General features: G+C 50.1%; 15 protein-coding genes. 8 read left to right on the forward strand and 7 right to left on the reverse strand.

What is annotated here, in order from left to right:
- Positions 1-206 precede the first annotated feature (206 nt).
- Positions 207-434 (forward strand): hypothetical protein, encoded by a 228-nt coding sequence (locus CAF79_RS27280; protein ID WP_085701168.1) that lies wholly within the window; start codon positions 207-209, stop codon positions 432-434.
- Here CAF79_RS27280 and CAF79_RS27285 read toward each other — a convergent pair.
- Positions 415-1,134 (reverse strand): SOS response-associated peptidase family protein, encoded by a 720-nt coding sequence (locus tag CAF79_RS27285; RefSeq protein ID WP_085701169.1) that lies wholly within the window; start codon positions 1,132-1,134, stop codon positions 415-417. The two genes, CAF79_RS27280 and CAF79_RS27285, sit on opposite strands and share 20 nt — an antisense overlap.
- 95 nt (positions 1,135-1,229) lie before the next feature.
- Here CAF79_RS27285 and CAF79_RS27290 point away from each other — a divergent pair, with 95 nt between their 5' ends.
- From CAF79_RS27290 to CAF79_RS27300, 3 genes are all read left to right on the forward strand, one after another.
- Entirely contained in the window at positions 1,230-1,655 is a 426-nt protein-coding gene (locus CAF79_RS27290; RefSeq protein WP_085701170.1) for a LexA family transcriptional regulator, read from the forward strand.
- The gene (gene umuC / locus CAF79_RS27295; RefSeq protein ID WP_085701171.1) at positions 1,648-2,925 is read left to right on the forward strand and encodes a translesion error-prone DNA polymerase V subunit UmuC; all 1,278 of its coding nucleotides are present in this window, start codon (positions 1,648-1,650) and stop codon (positions 2,923-2,925) included. The genes CAF79_RS27290 and umuC overlap by 8 nt, the downstream gene beginning before the upstream one ends.
- A 217-nt stretch (positions 2,926-3,142) precedes the next feature.
- Positions 3,143-5,407 carry a restriction endonuclease gene (locus tag CAF79_RS27300; RefSeq protein WP_085701172.1) on the forward strand — a complete coding sequence of 755 codons (2,265 nt, stop codon included), beginning with the start codon at positions 3,143-3,145 and terminating at the stop codon, positions 5,405-5,407.
- Between the two features lie 155 nt (positions 5,408-5,562).
- On the opposite strand, the gene CAF79_RS27305 is transcribed toward CAF79_RS27300, so the two are convergent.
- Positions 5,563-6,723 carry an IS30 family transposase gene (locus CAF79_RS27305; protein ID WP_085701173.1) on the reverse strand — a complete coding sequence of 387 codons (1,161 nt, stop codon included), beginning with the start codon at positions 6,721-6,723 and terminating at the stop codon, positions 5,563-5,565.
- A 299-nt stretch (positions 6,724-7,022) separates the two neighbouring features.
- Between CAF79_RS27305 and CAF79_RS27310 the strand changes: the two genes are divergently transcribed.
- On the forward strand, positions 7,023-8,261 hold the full coding sequence (locus CAF79_RS27310) for a Shedu anti-phage system protein SduA domain-containing protein (protein WP_085701174.1): 1,239 nt from the start codon (positions 7,023-7,025) through the stop codon (positions 8,259-8,261).
- 208 nt (positions 8,262-8,469) lie between these two features.
- On the forward strand, positions 8,470-9,348 hold the full coding sequence (locus CAF79_RS27315; protein WP_170929803.1) for a DUF2971 domain-containing protein: 879 nt from the start codon (positions 8,470-8,472) through the stop codon (positions 9,346-9,348).
- 221 nt (positions 9,349-9,569) lie between these two features.
- Here CAF79_RS27315 and CAF79_RS27320 read toward each other — a convergent pair whose 3' ends face one another.
- A complete protein-coding gene (locus CAF79_RS27320; RefSeq protein WP_085701176.1) occupies positions 9,570-9,785 on the reverse strand; it encodes a hypothetical protein in 216 nt (71 codons plus the stop codon).
- A gap of 379 nt (positions 9,786-10,164) precedes the next feature.
- Here CAF79_RS27320 and CAF79_RS29020 point away from each other — a divergent pair, with 379 nt between their 5' ends.
- The gene (locus tag CAF79_RS29020) at positions 10,165-10,650 is read left to right on the forward strand and encodes a hypothetical protein (protein WP_139832636.1); all 486 of its coding nucleotides are present in this window, start codon (positions 10,165-10,167) and stop codon (positions 10,648-10,650) included.
- 98 nt (positions 10,651-10,748) lie between these two features.
- On the opposite strand, the gene CAF79_RS29025 is transcribed toward CAF79_RS29020, so the two are convergent.
- The 4 genes from CAF79_RS29025 to CAF79_RS27340 form a co-directional block, all read right to left on the reverse strand.
- Positions 10,749-11,597, reverse strand: a complete 849-nt coding sequence (locus tag CAF79_RS29025) for a DUF2971 domain-containing protein (protein WP_139832637.1) — start codon at positions 11,595-11,597, stop codon at positions 10,749-10,751.
- Between the two features lie 381 nt (positions 11,598-11,978).
- Positions 11,979-12,536, reverse strand: coding sequence for a Smr/MutS family protein (locus CAF79_RS27330; RefSeq protein WP_039769915.1), 558 nt, complete (start codon positions 12,534-12,536; stop codon positions 11,979-11,981).
- A 74-nt stretch (positions 12,537-12,610) separates the two neighbouring features.
- Positions 12,611-12,931: a hypothetical protein gene (locus CAF79_RS27335; protein WP_007960009.1), complete on the reverse strand. Its 321-nt coding sequence runs from the start codon at positions 12,929-12,931 to the stop codon at positions 12,611-12,613.
- 131 nt (positions 12,932-13,062) lie between these two features.
- Positions 13,063-13,653 carry a cysteine hydrolase family protein gene (locus tag CAF79_RS27340; RefSeq protein WP_011333204.1) on the reverse strand — a complete coding sequence of 197 codons (591 nt, stop codon included), beginning with the start codon at positions 13,651-13,653 and terminating at the stop codon, positions 13,063-13,065.
- A gap of 239 nt (positions 13,654-13,892) precedes the next feature.
- Here CAF79_RS27340 and prmB point away from each other — a divergent pair, with 239 nt between their 5' ends.
- A complete protein-coding gene (prmB, locus tag CAF79_RS27345) occupies positions 13,893-14,801 on the forward strand; it encodes a 50S ribosomal protein L3 N(5)-glutamine methyltransferase (RefSeq protein WP_085701178.1) in 909 nt (302 codons plus the stop codon).
- Positions 14,802-14,829: the final 28 nt, after the last annotated feature.

The following is a 14,829-nucleotide window of genomic DNA, read 5'->3' on the forward strand; positions in this document are numbered from 1 at the left end:
ACGCAAGTGGACATGCATTGAGCTTCTTGTTGTGGCTTTTGGCCATTATTGCTGGTGCCGGATTTGTGACCCATCATCCTCATTCATCTAAGTGATAGATCAACATGAACAAGACCCTGGCTGCGCTTTCTTTTCTAATGACGCTGAGCTGGGTCACTGTAGTGCTGTTGGTGATGTATTTGATGTCGCAGTGAAGGTAAGGGACGATGGAAGGCGTAGTGCTTAATGACAAAATGAAGCGAGAGGCTGACCGCCTGCTCGCTCAAATCGTGGGCGCTGACTCTATGATTGTTGCTGTAAAAGCGGGCGCCAGAGCAGATGGGTTTGTTCTAGGTTTGGAGACCGCCAGGGCGTTGAGGGACGGTGATGCAGACCGGTTATATGTCATCTTTGAAGCGGCTCTTGTTGAGCGGCTCAAGGCCTTTGCGCGCTGAATAAGTCATCAGCCTGATTCGCGTCGATTGGGGCCATTAAATGTGGGCCTTGATTGCGTACGTTGCCGATGGCCCGATCAATCCTGAACCATTCGAACTTCTGCGCTGGTTCTCCCTGGAGAAGCGCCATTTGCTCGGCGCGCTCTTTAGGCGTGGCTGGGTCCAACCATTCCCTTGCCAACTCAGGTGAGAGAACTACCGGCCTGCGGTCATGGATGTCGACCATGCCGCCTTCACTGTCAGCGGTGATGATTACAAAGCCGTCGTGCTCACCGGCACGTTGCTGTTCATGCGGGTATTGGCCAATGGCCGCGCAGAGAATGGGGGATCGATCCCGATGCCTGATCAGATAGGGCTGCTTTTTTGACTCGCCTTCGTCGACCCATTCGAACCAGTTATTGATCGCGATGATCGCTCGGTGCGGCCAGATCGCGCGAAAGAATGGTCCGTGGGCGACCTTTTCCACTCGAGCATTGATCGGTGCGGCACGATCCTTCGCCCAGTGTGGTCGCCATCCCCACCTAACCATATCGGCGTGAAGGTAATCACCTTCCTGGTGGAAGAGGGCGAGCTGCATGGTTGGCGCGGCGTTATAACGTCGAAACGGCTGCTCGCCGGTCGAGTTGATCAGAGCATTCGGCATGCTGAGGGCGGCCACGAAGTCGTGAATGCCATCGTACTGTGAAAGTCGTCCACACATCGCTTGGCCGCCTATCAGATATTTCCTACAGAAATTGACCGCAAGACGATCTGAAAGTTAACTGTATATTCGTACAGTTCTGGAAGTCGTGCGTCATGAGCTTTTCAATCGTAGGCCCAATTGCTGTGGCCGGTCGGAAATTACCACTCTGCCTTTTTCGCGTGCCCGCCGGATTTCCCTCGCCTGCGGCGGATCACATCGAGGCGCATATCTCGTTGGACGAGGTGCTCAACATCCGAGCGCCTCATGTCTACCTGGTGAAAATTTCCGGTGAGAGCATGCAGGGCGCGGGAATCTTTGATGGCGATCTGGCAGTGGTGGATCGCTCACTTGAACCCGTACACGGGCACATAGTCGTTGCTTTGCTGAACAACGACCCACTGTGCAAGCGCCTGTGCATCCGGGGAAAGGACGTCATCCTTCTGTCAGAAAATCCGAAGTACCCACCCCGATACGTGCTGGAGGGAGATGAGCTGTCAATCTGGGGTGTGATCATCGGCAGCGTGCGCAGCCATGTCTAACGCCCTGCCGGTTTTCGGCCTGATCGATTGCAACAGTTTCTACGCCAGTTGCGAGCGAGTGTTTCGTCCGGATCTGGCAAGGGTGCCCATCGTCGTGCTGTCGAACAACGACGGTTGTGTGATCGCTCGAAGCTACGATGCCAAGCCGTTCGTGAAGATGGGCGAGCCGTACTTTCAGATCAAGCACAAGCTAAAGCAGCACGGCATCGTCGCTTTTTCCTCGAACTATGCGCTGTACGGCGACATGAGTGAGCGGGTCATGACGTTGATTGAGTCGATGGTGCCCGCAGTCGAGGTGTATAGCATTGACGAAGCGTTCGTCGACCTCGCTGGCATCCACGAACTGGATAGCCTGGGCCGAGAGATTCGGAGCCGGGTGCTTAGGTGTGCGGGCATTCCGGTAGGTGTAGGGATCGCTCACACCAAAACCCTCGCCAAGCTCGCCAACCATACTGCCAAGCGCCTGCAAGCTCAGACGGGAGGGGTGGTGAATATATGCGATCCCGTAAAGCGTGATTGGGTTCTCCGCAATACCGACGTCGCGGAGGTCTGGGGGGTAGGGCGGCGTATGAAAGCGCACCTCGACGCTATGGGCATCAAAAGTGCGATGGATCTGGCAAAGGCTGACCCATGGACGCTGCGTAAAAACTTCAGCGTTGTAATCGAAAAGACGGCGCGAGAACTCGCGGGTACACCGTGTCTGGAGCTGGATGAACCCGATCCGCCCAAACAGGAGATCTGCTGCAGCCGGATGTTCGGTTCTCGACTCACCGAACTAGCGCCGATCAAGGAAGCGGTGGCCACGTACATGATGCGCGCATCAGAAAAACTCAGGGCGCAAAACTCGCTGTGTAAGAAAGTGCGCGTGAGCATCCGCACCGGTATGTTCAACCCGGAGGAGGCGAAGTACGCCAATGGTGTGGTGATCGATATGCCTTACCCCACTGATGACGTCCGGCTACTGACCAAGTCTGCAGTCGATGCGCTGGATCGGGTATATCGCCCTGGGTTTAAGTACAGCAAGGCAGAGGTGTTGCTGATGAACCTGTGTCAGCCAGGTGAATACACGGACGATATGTTTGCGGCTTCTCAACCGGCGGAATCTTCCAAGGTCATGGCCGTACTGGATCAGATCAACGACCGTTGGGGAAGGGGGACGCTGCGAGCGGCGAGCGTCCCTAGCAAGCCAGAGTGGGCCATGCGGCGTGAAATGATGAGCCAGAGCTACACGACTCGCATGGATCATTTGTGGACGATCAACTGTAGGTAGTGAGACGTCTGCTATCGGCCACAAGCAGCCGGTCAGATCATCCGTTCGACATCGCGTTGCTGTATTGGAGCAATGCACTAAGTCATCTGGCTGACCAGCCAAAGAAAGCACGCATCATTGCTGCTATCACTGCGATAGTTCGTGTGCCGCTTCCATCAACTACACTTTAATGCCGAGCGGTTTACTGGCATATGGTCCATTTCTGAGCGAGGCTTTTGTGAGCGATTACGATTTTTCGCGGCTAAACGATAAAGAGTTCGAAGTCTTTTGCGCTGACCTGCTAAGCGCGAGGGAGGGGGTTAGATTCGAAAGATTCAAGCCCGGACGTGACGCTGGAGTGGATGGGCGCTTTTTTAGGTCCGAGGGGGATGAATGGATTCTCCAGTGTAAGCATTGGATTTCGACGCCGTTAGAAAAGCTCGTTAAATCTATTGCGGATTCTGAAAGCCTCAAAGTTCAGAAATTATCGCCAAGTCGCTATATCTTAGCCTTGTCTCACTCGCTTTCACTTAATGATAAAAAAATATTGATGCAGAAACTTTCACCATTTGTTTTATCTCCAGCAGATATACTGGGCCGACAGGATTTGAGTGATATACTCGCGAAGCATCCAGATATTGAAAGACGGCACTATAAGCTCTGGATTGCTAGTTCGAATGTTCTTGCGTACATGCTTAATAAGCCCATACATGACAGGAGCCAGTTTGAGCTTGGTGAGATTATTGAGGCCTCTAAGGTATATGTAGCTACGGTAAATCATAATCAAGCGATTGATAAACTGGAATCTACCAGTGTTGTTATCATTACGGGTCCAGCTGGCATTGGTAAGACAACATTGGCTGGGCAGCTAATCCTACAGTACGTCGCAGACGGGTTTGAGCTTTCGGTCATTTCTGATGATATTAAAGAGGCCGAGAGTATCTTCGACCCTGACTCAAAGCAAATTTTCTATTTCGATGATTTTTTGGGTCGCAACTACCTAGAAGCGCTTTCTGGCCATGAGGGCGCCAAGATTGTTGGTTTTATTAGGCGCATAGTCAAGAATCCAAAAAAGCGATTTGTATTGACATCTCGAACTACTATTCTCAATCAAGGAAAAATTTTAAACGATGTTTTCTACAACTCAAATATAAATAGAAATGAGTTTGAGATAACACTTGAATCTTTGGTGAAGATTGATAAGGCGAGAATTCTTTACAACCATATCTGGCATTCTGAAATAGATGCTGAATATATTGAGCAGTTGTATTCTCATAAACGTTATCGAACTATTATTGATCATAGGAATTTTAATCCTCGGCTAATCCGATTTATTACCGATGCCCAGCGATTGGAGGATGTCCCATCCGAGTCTTATTGGGCGCATATAGCTGGTTTGCTAGATGATCCGTCTCAGGTCTGGGATCATCCATTTCAAGCGCAACTGGATGACTGTGGCCGTGCCTTGGTTTTGCTGGTCGCTATGAACGGGCGCGTGATTACTGAGCCTGAGCTTTCAGAGGCATTTGCGCGATACCTAGAGAATCCAGGAGCCGCCAGTCTTACTGGAAAAAAAGATTTTCTATTAAACCTCCGTCACCTATCTGGTTCGATGCTCACGAGATTAGTAGTAAGCGAAAACCAGACTTTTGTTCGGTTATTTAACCCGTCTTTAGGTGACTTCGTACTCAATAGATATGCTAGTAACACCCCTGTTTTACGGCAGTGCTTTGGTAGCCTGAAGACCCAGTCTTCATTGAAAACGCTGAAGGATATGCTGGATAACAAGATAATCAGTGCTGGCGTGGCGACCGAAGTGATAGGTCATATCTTTTCATCCGTTTTAGATGTTAATTTCCTTGGGTCTAATTCCGAATTTGTAGCTCAATTATGTATTTCGAGGTCTGAGCTTGGTAAAAAGTTTAACTTAGCAGACCAAAGTCTTTTAAAAGCGATTAATTTTATTTGCGGCGAGAAGTGTGACCGATCCTTCTTGGCATCGGCACGAGTGTTTTTATGGGCGCTGCGCAGTGGCAGTGTTGATAAAATGACTGTGGAAGCGTTCTTGGCTGGAGCCTTTGCCAATGACCCAAATTATGACGAGCTACTGATTTTAAGTCAGATTGTCAAATGCTTTAAAGTTGTAGAGCATCAATCGCTTTACGATGCATATGACCAAGTCGTCACGGACTACCTAATTGCGTCAGTTGAAGATGAGTTTCCAGATGCAGAGGTGTTTTCTGATGGTGGTTCGCAATCAGCAGCTCGCAGAAAATTTATGGAGCTAATGGATGAAAAAGCTTTCGAGTTGGGTGCTAATGATTCATCCAGTGTGGCTGATGGTGTTGTAGACTTAGTTGACGTAGATAGATTCTACGATAAATATTTTAATGAAACAGAGCGTGAGCCAGATTATGAGTCTTATAGAGATCAACGCGTGAGTTTGGCCGAGCGATTATTTAGTGCTATCGATCCAATTGACGATTTGTTTTCGCGTGATTAAAGCATTCATCCTGAATTCGTATTGCGGATGAATAATATGATGGATTTGGTTCGCCCTAGGTTTCCAAGTACTTTCAAGGTCTTCATTTTGCCGACTGCAGTCGCAGCTAATGGCCGTTTGCTGCCTGTTGCGAAGGGCTGCAAACGGCTGTGGATTCAACCGGTCGACGCAACAGATTGGCTAAATCGTTCTGCCGGTGTTTCGTAGTCTAGCGTTTTCCGAGGGCGGCTATTTAGCTGCCTTGCCACTTCATTGAGCGTGGCTTGCGAGTGCTCCGCAAGGTCGGTTCCTTTCGGGAAGTACTGCCTTAACAACCCGTTGGTGTTCTCATTTGATCCTCGTTGCCAAGGACGATGAGGATCGCAGAAGTAGACTTTGATGTCGGTAGCCACCGTAAAGCGTTTATGGTCAGCCATCTCTTTACCGCGATCCCAGGTCAGCGATTTGTAGAGTTCTTGGGGCAAGTTACGGGCGTTTTCAATTAGGGCGCTGATGACCGTCTCGCTATCCTTACCGTCCAATTTCACTAGCATTACGTAGCGGGTATGTCGCTCAACAAGAGTGGCAATTTGGCTGTTCCTGCTACCGCACAGCAGGTCGCCTTCCCAGTGACCTGGCACCGCCCGATCCTTAGCCGCGGCCGGGCGTTCACGGATCGATACAGCATCAGTGATTCGTCCGTGATTTTCTTTTTTCTGCGTGTGATGACGCGAGCGACGCATGGCCCGCGTGCGCCGTAAATGCTCAAGCAACTCCTTCTTCAGAGCCCCGCGAGCCTGTATGAAGAGCGTGCGATAGATCGTCTCGTGTGACACCTGATAGCTCGTATCGTCCGGGTACGTGCGCTTCAACCAACCGGCAATTTGTTCCGGTGACCACTGCAATTGAAGCTTGTCTGCAACAATTTGCGCCACCGTTCGGTTCTCAACAAGTTTGCAGACCTTGGGTCGATGGGCGCGATCCCAGGCAGCCTGATCAGCTTGATTAGCCCGGTAGCATCCTTGGCCACCGTTGCGTCTGATCTCACGGCTGATCGTAGAGGCTGCTCGCCCTAGCAACACAGCCATGGAACGGATCGAGTTACCTGCCACCACGGCACGCGAAATCTCTTCACGCTCAGCCAACGTCAGCGCCAATCTGGATCTGCGGCGTACAGCGGGTCTGATACCGCCTGTTTCCGCCAAGATGCGCTGTATCGATGAATGGTTTCGATCAAATAGTTGGGCGATGTGCTGGAGAGAGTCGCCTTTCTGCCAGTGATCCCACATCAGTTTTTTCTGGCTTTCGGTGTAATAGATCCGAGGTCTCTGCTTCATCTGCAACACTCCTTCTGCTTACACAGAATTTAGTCGTGTTGCGTCGACCGGTTGAATCCACAGCCAATAGCTGCCATTCGTAAGCGGCCACACGCAGACTGTAGACATACTGCTCATGACTTCGTAATCTGCACACCATCCAATTTGTATTGTCTATTATCTGTTTGGCATTTTCGCAGTAGCATTCAGTCCAGACAAGCAGTCACGCACGAGCAGAATTTTATGTGACAAAACTAGTATTTATAAAAATTATGTCTTGGCGATCATTTTCAATTGATCATTATTTAGGTTCTATATAAATGTACGAAGAAGAGAAAGTAGACTCCTCAGCAAAAAAATTGACAATGGCCTTTATGCAGGGGGTGATGAGCAATTATCTGGCCCCACTATGGAAATATATGCAGGAGAACCCGAGCCTCATAAAAACAGCTCCTGGCTTCCTGCTAAATCCTGAAGAAATTGTTGTGTATATCGGTCAAACCCACATCGCTATAGAGTACGTGGGATCAGAGGTCACTGAGAAGCTAAATACCGACGGAATACTGAACCTGAGATATCATGATTATTCGGTAAAAGAGTGTAATCTGTTCGAAAAAATCATAGGTTTTGAATATGATTCAACCTCAAGCCGTATACTTTCAATGCCTTTGCCGCCATTCAGTGAAGACTTGGTGCTGCCGACAAACAAGGGCTGGGACAAGCTCACAGAGTTGAAATGGAATTTTGCAGCTCAAAATAGCATTATGGGTTTTAATGTGCCAAGCCCAGCGCCTATGAAAGGGCAATTTACTAGAGTCGTAAACGGAATGTTTTTTGACGCTGACGACTCTGGATTAAGGACTAGGCATATAAAATGGCTAGACTTCTTTCCTATTTATTTTGATAGCAGTGATGAAAAATTCGACCGCATTGGTTTTAATCTGCATGAGATTAAAAAATTTGTAGAGCATGACGCTCATTACTCTTATCCTATGCCTGATGACTACAAATACATTCAGCTACCGAAGATCAATAGATTCATCGAAGTGTGGGGCAACTCCAAAAGCACAGAGCCTGATATAACCTCCCACTTATCGAAGGAAGAAAATAAATTCATCCTAACCATGAAGTTTGGTGCAAAGGATGTATTTTCCGAATTAACTTGTGAGTGGCAGAGCGAAAAAAGGAATAACATAAGGCCAGATTTTTTTGTTTTGCAACCCAACGGCTATGCAGATATCGTCGAGTTCAAGCTTCCGGAAATTGACAAGGGCTTCATTGTTGGCGGTCAAAACAGAGAAACATTTTCTTCCTGGCTAAATTCTTATATTTCTCAGACCAGGGTATATGCTACTTATTTTGATGACCCGAACAACAGAAGATGGTTTGAAGAAAAGTATGGATTTAAAGTTCACAAACCTCGCAGATGGCTTGTCGTCGGACGTAGAAGCGATTTTGAGTCTGATGTATGGCGGGAAATCATGTCAGACCATCGAGATTTGGAAATAATAACCTTTGACGATTTAATAGATGGAGTTGTGGTGCAATTCTATAAATGAAATCAATTGTTGAGCTAAAATAAATCACCCTTAGCACATCAAACTGCCGTCTACCGGAAGCGGGCGGTCGTAAACACCGCCGCTTGCAGCAGTCTACCGCCCATAGCTGAAATGGGCGGTTCGCTTCACTCGAAAAACGATTCAGCTTATCGGCACCTGCCCAGCATCACTTATGTCGTCTATTTATGGTTATTTTTCAGGAGAGAAAGTGAAAGTACCAGATATTCTTTATAAATATACAACTGCCAGCACTACACAAATAGTATTAAGAACGGGGCGCTTGAGGTGGCAAAGTCCATGCCAATTTAATGATGCTAGTGAGCTCCAACGAATGCCGATATTATCTCCAGGCTTCGATGAGTCAAAATCTATTTATTCAAACAAGCTTGTTGAAATTGCGTATTCTGGCAAGGATGCCAATCTGTCTATTTATTCGCAGTGGACACAAGAAATTATTGGAATGCTGCGGCAACTAAAAAAACAAGGCGCACCTCAAAAGACAATATTAAAAAAACTCGAATCAGTTATTCCGAAAACTACAGAAAGCTTAGAGAGACTTTTTAGAAAAAGCACAGAATTGAATAACAATGGCACCCTCCGTTGCTTCTGTTTAACTGAAAGCGAACTCAACACTTTAATGTGGGCGCACTATGGGGACAGTTATAAAGGCTGCATGCTAGGATTTCAGCATATTGATGAGCTTTCAACCCCATTCGGTGCGGCCGAAAAAGTAAGGTACACCAATGAAGCTCCAATAATTGGCAGTGCTGTGGATTTCCTTCTGTATGGGCCTAGCTCAGAACAAAACAAAGAAACAAGATTGGCTATCTATCATACAAAAACAAAAGACTGGGAATACGAAAAAGAGTGGCGGGTGATTCACAAAGTAAACCCTGTAAGAGATTCTCTCTATACGGATTTTAAATTCTATCCTGATGAACTAAAATCTATTACGTTTGGTTTGAAATTGAACCCAGAGATCAAAGCTGAAATTTTGAAACTAATCTCTTCTCATTATGCTCATTGTGAGCTGTATCAGCTAGAAATGATTGGTGGAGTAATAAGTCGTATGGAGTATGCCTGCTAACAAGTAGCTTAAGACGTTCGCTCCACTCACTGAGACTGTGGAAGCCAACCCTTAGCTTGATGGTTAGTCAATCAACACGTCACCATGGAGGCCTAAATAAGGGATAGGCGAACAGTTATTTTTATGACTAATAGCAACGATGAGAGTAGTGAGTATTTGGTCGCCAGCTACCAGTCACCGACGTCTGCTTTTGGCCGAAAGCAGACCTCGGTGGGTGAGGGTTAGCTCCCAGTCTTTCCCTTCAGCTTGGCCAGTCCTTGCTTGATGTATCCGGCGTTTTCGCCAATCGCCCACAAGGCCCCGCGGACGTTGTCTCCGACTTCAGTGAAACCTTGCTGTTCAACATGGAGCGTCAACTCCATCAGCGCTGCTTCTAGGCCGAGCTGATTCTGGTAGATCCTTTCCAGCACATCCGATAACGAATATTCGTCAGCCACAGCATCGACTCCTTTCGCAAAAGGAAAAGCATAGTACCGGTAGTGCCCTTTGTGGGCGGTAGTTGCTCAATGCTTAGAAATTGCTACAAAGCATTGTCTTTTTAAGGGCGTGACCAAGCTGGCCGGGGTGCAGACGAGGGGCTACGACCAATCCATCATCGAAGCGACCCAGCGGCCTCTCCCGGATTAGAGGTGTCATCGACATGTGCTGGTATCTACTAGGAAAAAATCATTAGTGTTTTGGAAACATCAAAAACGGCACGAGAGTGATAGACTGGATCTATCAGTGTAACGCTTTGAAGCGCATAAATCATTGAAGCACGGGTGCGGGTTTGATCGCATTGCTGGTTTTAGTAATTACTTTGTATCGGAGATTACAGTGAATACCACAGATTTGATAGCAATTTACGCCGCGGTTTTAAGTACTCTTACAATTGCGTACCAGATAGCCACAACTCAAAAAAAATTTAATGTGTTGGTTATGCCAGGTGTTAAGGCTGACGAAAGCGAGGTGTCAGTAGTCGTGCTTTTGCGAAATACTGGAAATAAATCGGTATTTATAAATTCCTTATCCTATGTGTATGCCTATAAAAAAAGTTCTTGGTGGGAAAAAATCAAATTTTTCGCAAAATACAAGCGCAATCCAAAGTTCCATAACTATGTTCATTGTCATTTTTCAGGGTTGCTTGATAACCCCCTTCCATGTGATATTCAGCCCGGGCACTCTGTTCAGGTTTGGATTTCTGCGAATAACATGAAAGGTATTGAAGATAGGTCTAAGATGTTTGCAGTATATGCGCAAGACGCTCTCGGTCGGAACTATTACAGTGATTCCCTAGAAGTAAAGCTTATAGCGAAGACATAGCTCTCAACGAGGTTTTAGTAATTGATTAGCCTCAGGTTTCAAGAAAATAAATGATTATATCGCTAAGGTATCAACCTTCGTAGAGATCATGTTGGTTGCTAGGTACGCACGCTCATGGTGCTCTCCGCTATACGAATCGTAGATGCATAGGGCTCAATCGCGCTCATCACTATTTTTCGGTCTTCATTGGAAATATGCGATCCCAGTGTGACAAGCATTGTACTGATTGCAGATTTAGATAGCGGTAGGTCTATATGCTTTACCGAACTGCTAGACAAAACGCCAGCGCCCAAACTACGTTCGTACATGTCAAATAGGGCTTCATCGTAAGAGTGTTGAGAGTATATACGATCTAATTTCGGCCCTTCTGTCGCCATAAGGACGAAACGATATTCTAATTGATCAGCCCAAGCCTTTGATTTTATCCGACCAAGTCCGCCTGTGTCATCGAAACTTGTGGTCCCGTTAATCTCTGAAATAAGCTCTGCCGCTCGCTGTGCTGGAGACTCGACATATTCCACCGCGCCACCGAAGCTTTTCGACATGTCATCTGCGTAGGGAGCAATTATATAGCCATTGCCTAGCATCTCATTTATGGAAAATGGAACTGTGACATCTTTAACGCGGATGCCGACACTATTCCCTTTTAAAGGTGGTTTGGTGCAATTTCTGCGGAGCTCAATGTTGACGTGGTGGAAGTCAAATGGATTACTTGGAAGAGTGATCCTTATCCCTCGATGTTGGTCTCCATAGCGAAACCACTGCCCGGAATGCTCCGTAACGGAATTTGTCCATGAGCTAACGAAGAAGTTACGTGCGTCTATGTGAGCCGTTTTAAAAGGCATCTCACTTCCATCATCGAGCTGATCAGCTCTCGTAAAGCGAATTTTTCCGCTTTGAAGAATCAGAGGAAGGGTCGACGCTTGGGTGTAATGATGAATGTCCATGTCTTATGCTGCCTCTGATCCATGAATTGCAACGATTTTTTGAACAGCCTACGACCACCTCTGATCTAGAACCTGCCCGTAATTGAGATACCCGCATCTTGGAAAAAGCCCCGTATCGCGACTAACGATTCGAGGCTTTCAGACGGGATAGCGAAGCAGGAGTCCGTACCAATTCCCGTACCAATAACCGTGTTTTGGCATGGGTCAACAAGTATGACTGGGACTCTAAATCCCTGATTTCATTAACCCAGAAGACCGAGTGCACACTACCTAACATGGCGGTGTAATTCTGTTCCAGGGACATGAAACTACCTGTGGGGATTTTCGCAAAGGGCAAGGGTACGGTGGCGGACACGACCCTGCAAGTTCGGTGTAACGGGATTATTCGTCGCGGCCTTCCATCATGGTGCGTTTGAGCATCACATACACGGCGCCGGCACCGCCATGTTTCGCCTGGCACGAGCAGAAACCGAGCACTTGCGCGTGCTGGCGCAGCCAGGTGTTGACGTGGCTTTTGATCATCGGCCGCTTGCCGTCCAGACGCACAGCCTTGCCGTGGGTGACGCGCACGCAGCGGATTTCGAATTTGGTCGCTTCGGCCAGAAAGGCCCAAAGGGTTTCGCGGGCCTTTTCCACGCTCATGCCGTGCAGGTCGAGGCTGCCTTCGAACGGGATCTGCCCGATCTTGAGCTTGCGCATCTGGCTTTCCTGCACCCCGTCGCGAGCCCACATCAGCTCGTCTTCCGGGCCGACGTCAATCACGAACTGATCGGACAAACCGTCAACGGTCGTGGTGTCGGTGCGCACGGTGGCAGACTGGCGCAGCTTGGCGATCCGGTCACGGTCAGCCTTGGGTTTGCCGGTGTCGGCGCGGTCGTGCTTGATCGGCTTGACGCCTTGGATCGCACTTTTGAACAGGGAAAAATCGTCGTCTTGCATGTCAGCCTCCGCGAAGGGCGGCCAGTTTACCCAAACAGACACAAAACGGCCCGGCAAAAAGCCAGGCCGTCGATTCAATCATGTTTTTTCATCAGGTGCGGGGACATGTTCAGCTCCCGCGATTGCCGTGCGCGACGCCGGCACCGACGCCACAGGGCCACACCGAAATACAGGAACAGCAGGCCGACCGCGAGAATGATTGCCGAGCCGAGCGGTGTTGCATTCAGATCGCCGAGCGCCGGCGGGCGCCCCAGCAGGCTGGCGGCCCCGGCCATCGCCAGCAGCACGCCGAACGTGGCCAGAATGGCCGCGATCGCCGCGCCGAATCGAAATCGCCAGTTGCTTTGGCCTTTGGGCCGCAAGCGGCGTGCGTCAAATCCATCGGATAACTTCATTCCGACCTTCCTCAATGGGTATCGGCCCTTCGACCGGGAGTTGACCGGGTTGTTCCTGAGGCTAGGGTAATTGAAGCAAATGCGAGGTCTTTGCAGATGAGCGGCGGGCTGAGCCGCTCATTTTCGGTCGATCAGATCAGATCCTGGGTCAGCGCGAGGGTGGCGAAGTTGTCGGCCATGATTGCCATTTCCGCTTCCTGCACCTGTTCGGCGCTGAGCACGCGGCCCTTGAACGGCAGATCGCGGGTGGCGCAGGCGTCTTCGACGAGGGTGCAACGGAAACCCAGGTTTTTCGCCGCGCGCACGGTGGTGCTGACGCTGGAGTGGCTCATGAAACCGCAGACGATCAGGTCCAGCGAGCCGATGGTTTGCAGACGATCGTAGAGTTCGGTGCCGTGAAAGGCGCTCGGCAGCAACTTGCCGATGATGGTTTCATCGCCCTGGGGTTCCAGGCCGGGGATGAACTCGCCGCGCTCGCCCTGCGGGTCGAACAGACCGCCGACAGTGCCGAGGTGACGCACGTGCACGATTGGCCGGCCGGCTGCACGGGCGGCGGCAACCAGTTGTTTGATGTTCGCAACCGCCGCGTCCATGCCGCTCAGGGCCAGCGGGCCGCTGAGGTACTCTTTCTGGGCATCGATGATGACCACGGTGGCATGGCTCAACGTGGCCGCTGCGTAACCGCGACCGCTGAGTTGAAACATCGTTTTTGGAACGGACATTCTGGGGCTCCTTCGGGTGGGGCTTTTGCGACATTGTCCTCTGGCTGAGCGGTTCTGTGAATCGCTACCATCGTAGGCACCGTCGTTGCTGGCCTGCAGCCTTGTCAAGTTACACGATCTGTTCAATAGCCGAGTGGAAAATCGGAAGCGTCCTACCGTCGCCCCGGAATCCTTCCTGCGTCGTCGTGGAGCGTTTTGGCTGCTAGAATCGCCAGTCGTTTTTTCTGGAGTTCTGCCCCGTGATCACTTCCCGACTTCGTACCCTGCGCGACCACATCCGTTGGGCCGTCAGCCGCTTCCATGGGGAGGATCTGTTTTTCGGCCATGGCACCGACAATGCCTGGGACGAAGCCCGACAGCTAGTGCTCGGTGCCTTGCACTTGCCATGGGAAATCGCCGACAGCTATCTCGATTGCGCGCTGGAAGACGATGAGCTGGTCAACCTTCAGCGCCTGCTCAAGCGCCGCATCGAAGAACGCATTCCGACCGCTTACCTGCTGGGCGAAGCCTGGTTCTGCGGCATGTCGTTCATCGTCGATGAACGCGTGCTGATCCCGCGTTCGCCGATTGGCGAGCTGATCGAAAACCGTTTTGCCCCATGGATCGGTGACGAACCCGCGCGCATTCTCGATCTGTGCACCGGCTCCGGTTGCATCGGTATCGCGTGCGCATACGAGTTCCAGAACGCCGAAGTGGTGCTGGCGGATCTGTCATTCGAAGCGCTGGAAGTGGCGAACCAGAACATCGAGCGTCATGGCGTCGATGAGCGTGTGTTCACCGTGCAGGGCGATGGTTTCGATGGGCTGCCGGGTCAACGTTTCGACCTGATCGTGTCGAACCCGCCCTACGTCGATGCGGAAGATTTCGCCGACATGCCGGACGAATACCAGCACGAGCCGGAACTGGGCCTGGCCTGCGGCGACGATGGTTTGAACCTGGTGCGTCGGATGCTCGCCGAAGCGGCGGATCATCTGACCGAGAAGGGTTTGCTGATTGTCGAGGTGGGCAACAGCCAGGTACACGTCGAAGCGCTGTACCCGGAAGTCGATTTCGCCTGGCTGGAGTTCGAGCGCGGCGGGCATGGCGTGTTCATGCTGACTGCCGAACAGTGCCGCGAACATCAGGCGCTGTTCGCTTCCCGCGTCTGACCTGAAACGATCGTTCCCACCCCGGTGG

It is taken from the genome of Pseudomonas sp. B26(2017) (assembly GCF_002113045.1).
GTDB lineage: Bacteria > Pseudomonadota > Gammaproteobacteria > Pseudomonadales > Pseudomonadaceae > Aquipseudomonas.

Bases quoted from the DNA above. Each gene is read 5' to 3' on its own strand.
- CAF79_RS27280 (WP_085701168.1), top strand. From the start codon at position 207: ATGGAAGGCGTAGTGCTTAATGACAAAATGAAGCGAGAGGCTGACCGC.
- CAF79_RS27285 (WP_085701169.1), bottom strand. From the start codon at position 1,134: ATGTGTGGACGACTTTCACAGTACGATGGCATTCACGACTTCGTGGCC.
- CAF79_RS27290 (WP_085701170.1), top strand. From the start codon at position 1,230: ATGAGCTTTTCAATCGTAGGCCCAATTGCTGTGGCCGGTCGGAAATTA.
- umuC (WP_085701171.1), top strand. From the start codon at position 1,648: ATGTCTAACGCCCTGCCGGTTTTCGGCCTGATCGATTGCAACAGTTTC.
- CAF79_RS27305 (WP_085701173.1), bottom strand. From the start codon at position 6,723: ATGAAGCAGAGACCTCGGATCTATTACACCGAAAGCCAGAAAAAACTG.
- CAF79_RS27310 (WP_085701174.1), top strand. From the start codon at position 7,023: ATGTACGAAGAAGAGAAAGTAGACTCCTCAGCAAAAAAATTGACAATG.
- CAF79_RS29025 (WP_139832637.1), bottom strand. From the start codon at position 11,597: ATGGACATTCATCATTACACCCAAGCGTCGACCCTTCCTCTGATTCTT.
- CAF79_RS27330 (WP_039769915.1), bottom strand. From the start codon at position 12,536: ATGCAAGACGACGATTTTTCCCTGTTCAAAAGTGCGATCCAAGGCGTC.
- CAF79_RS27335 (WP_007960009.1), bottom strand. From the start codon at position 12,931: ATGAAGTTATCCGATGGATTTGACGCACGCCGCTTGCGGCCCAAAGGC.
- CAF79_RS27340 (WP_011333204.1), bottom strand. From the start codon at position 13,653: ATGTCCGTTCCAAAAACGATGTTTCAACTCAGCGGTCGCGGTTACGCA.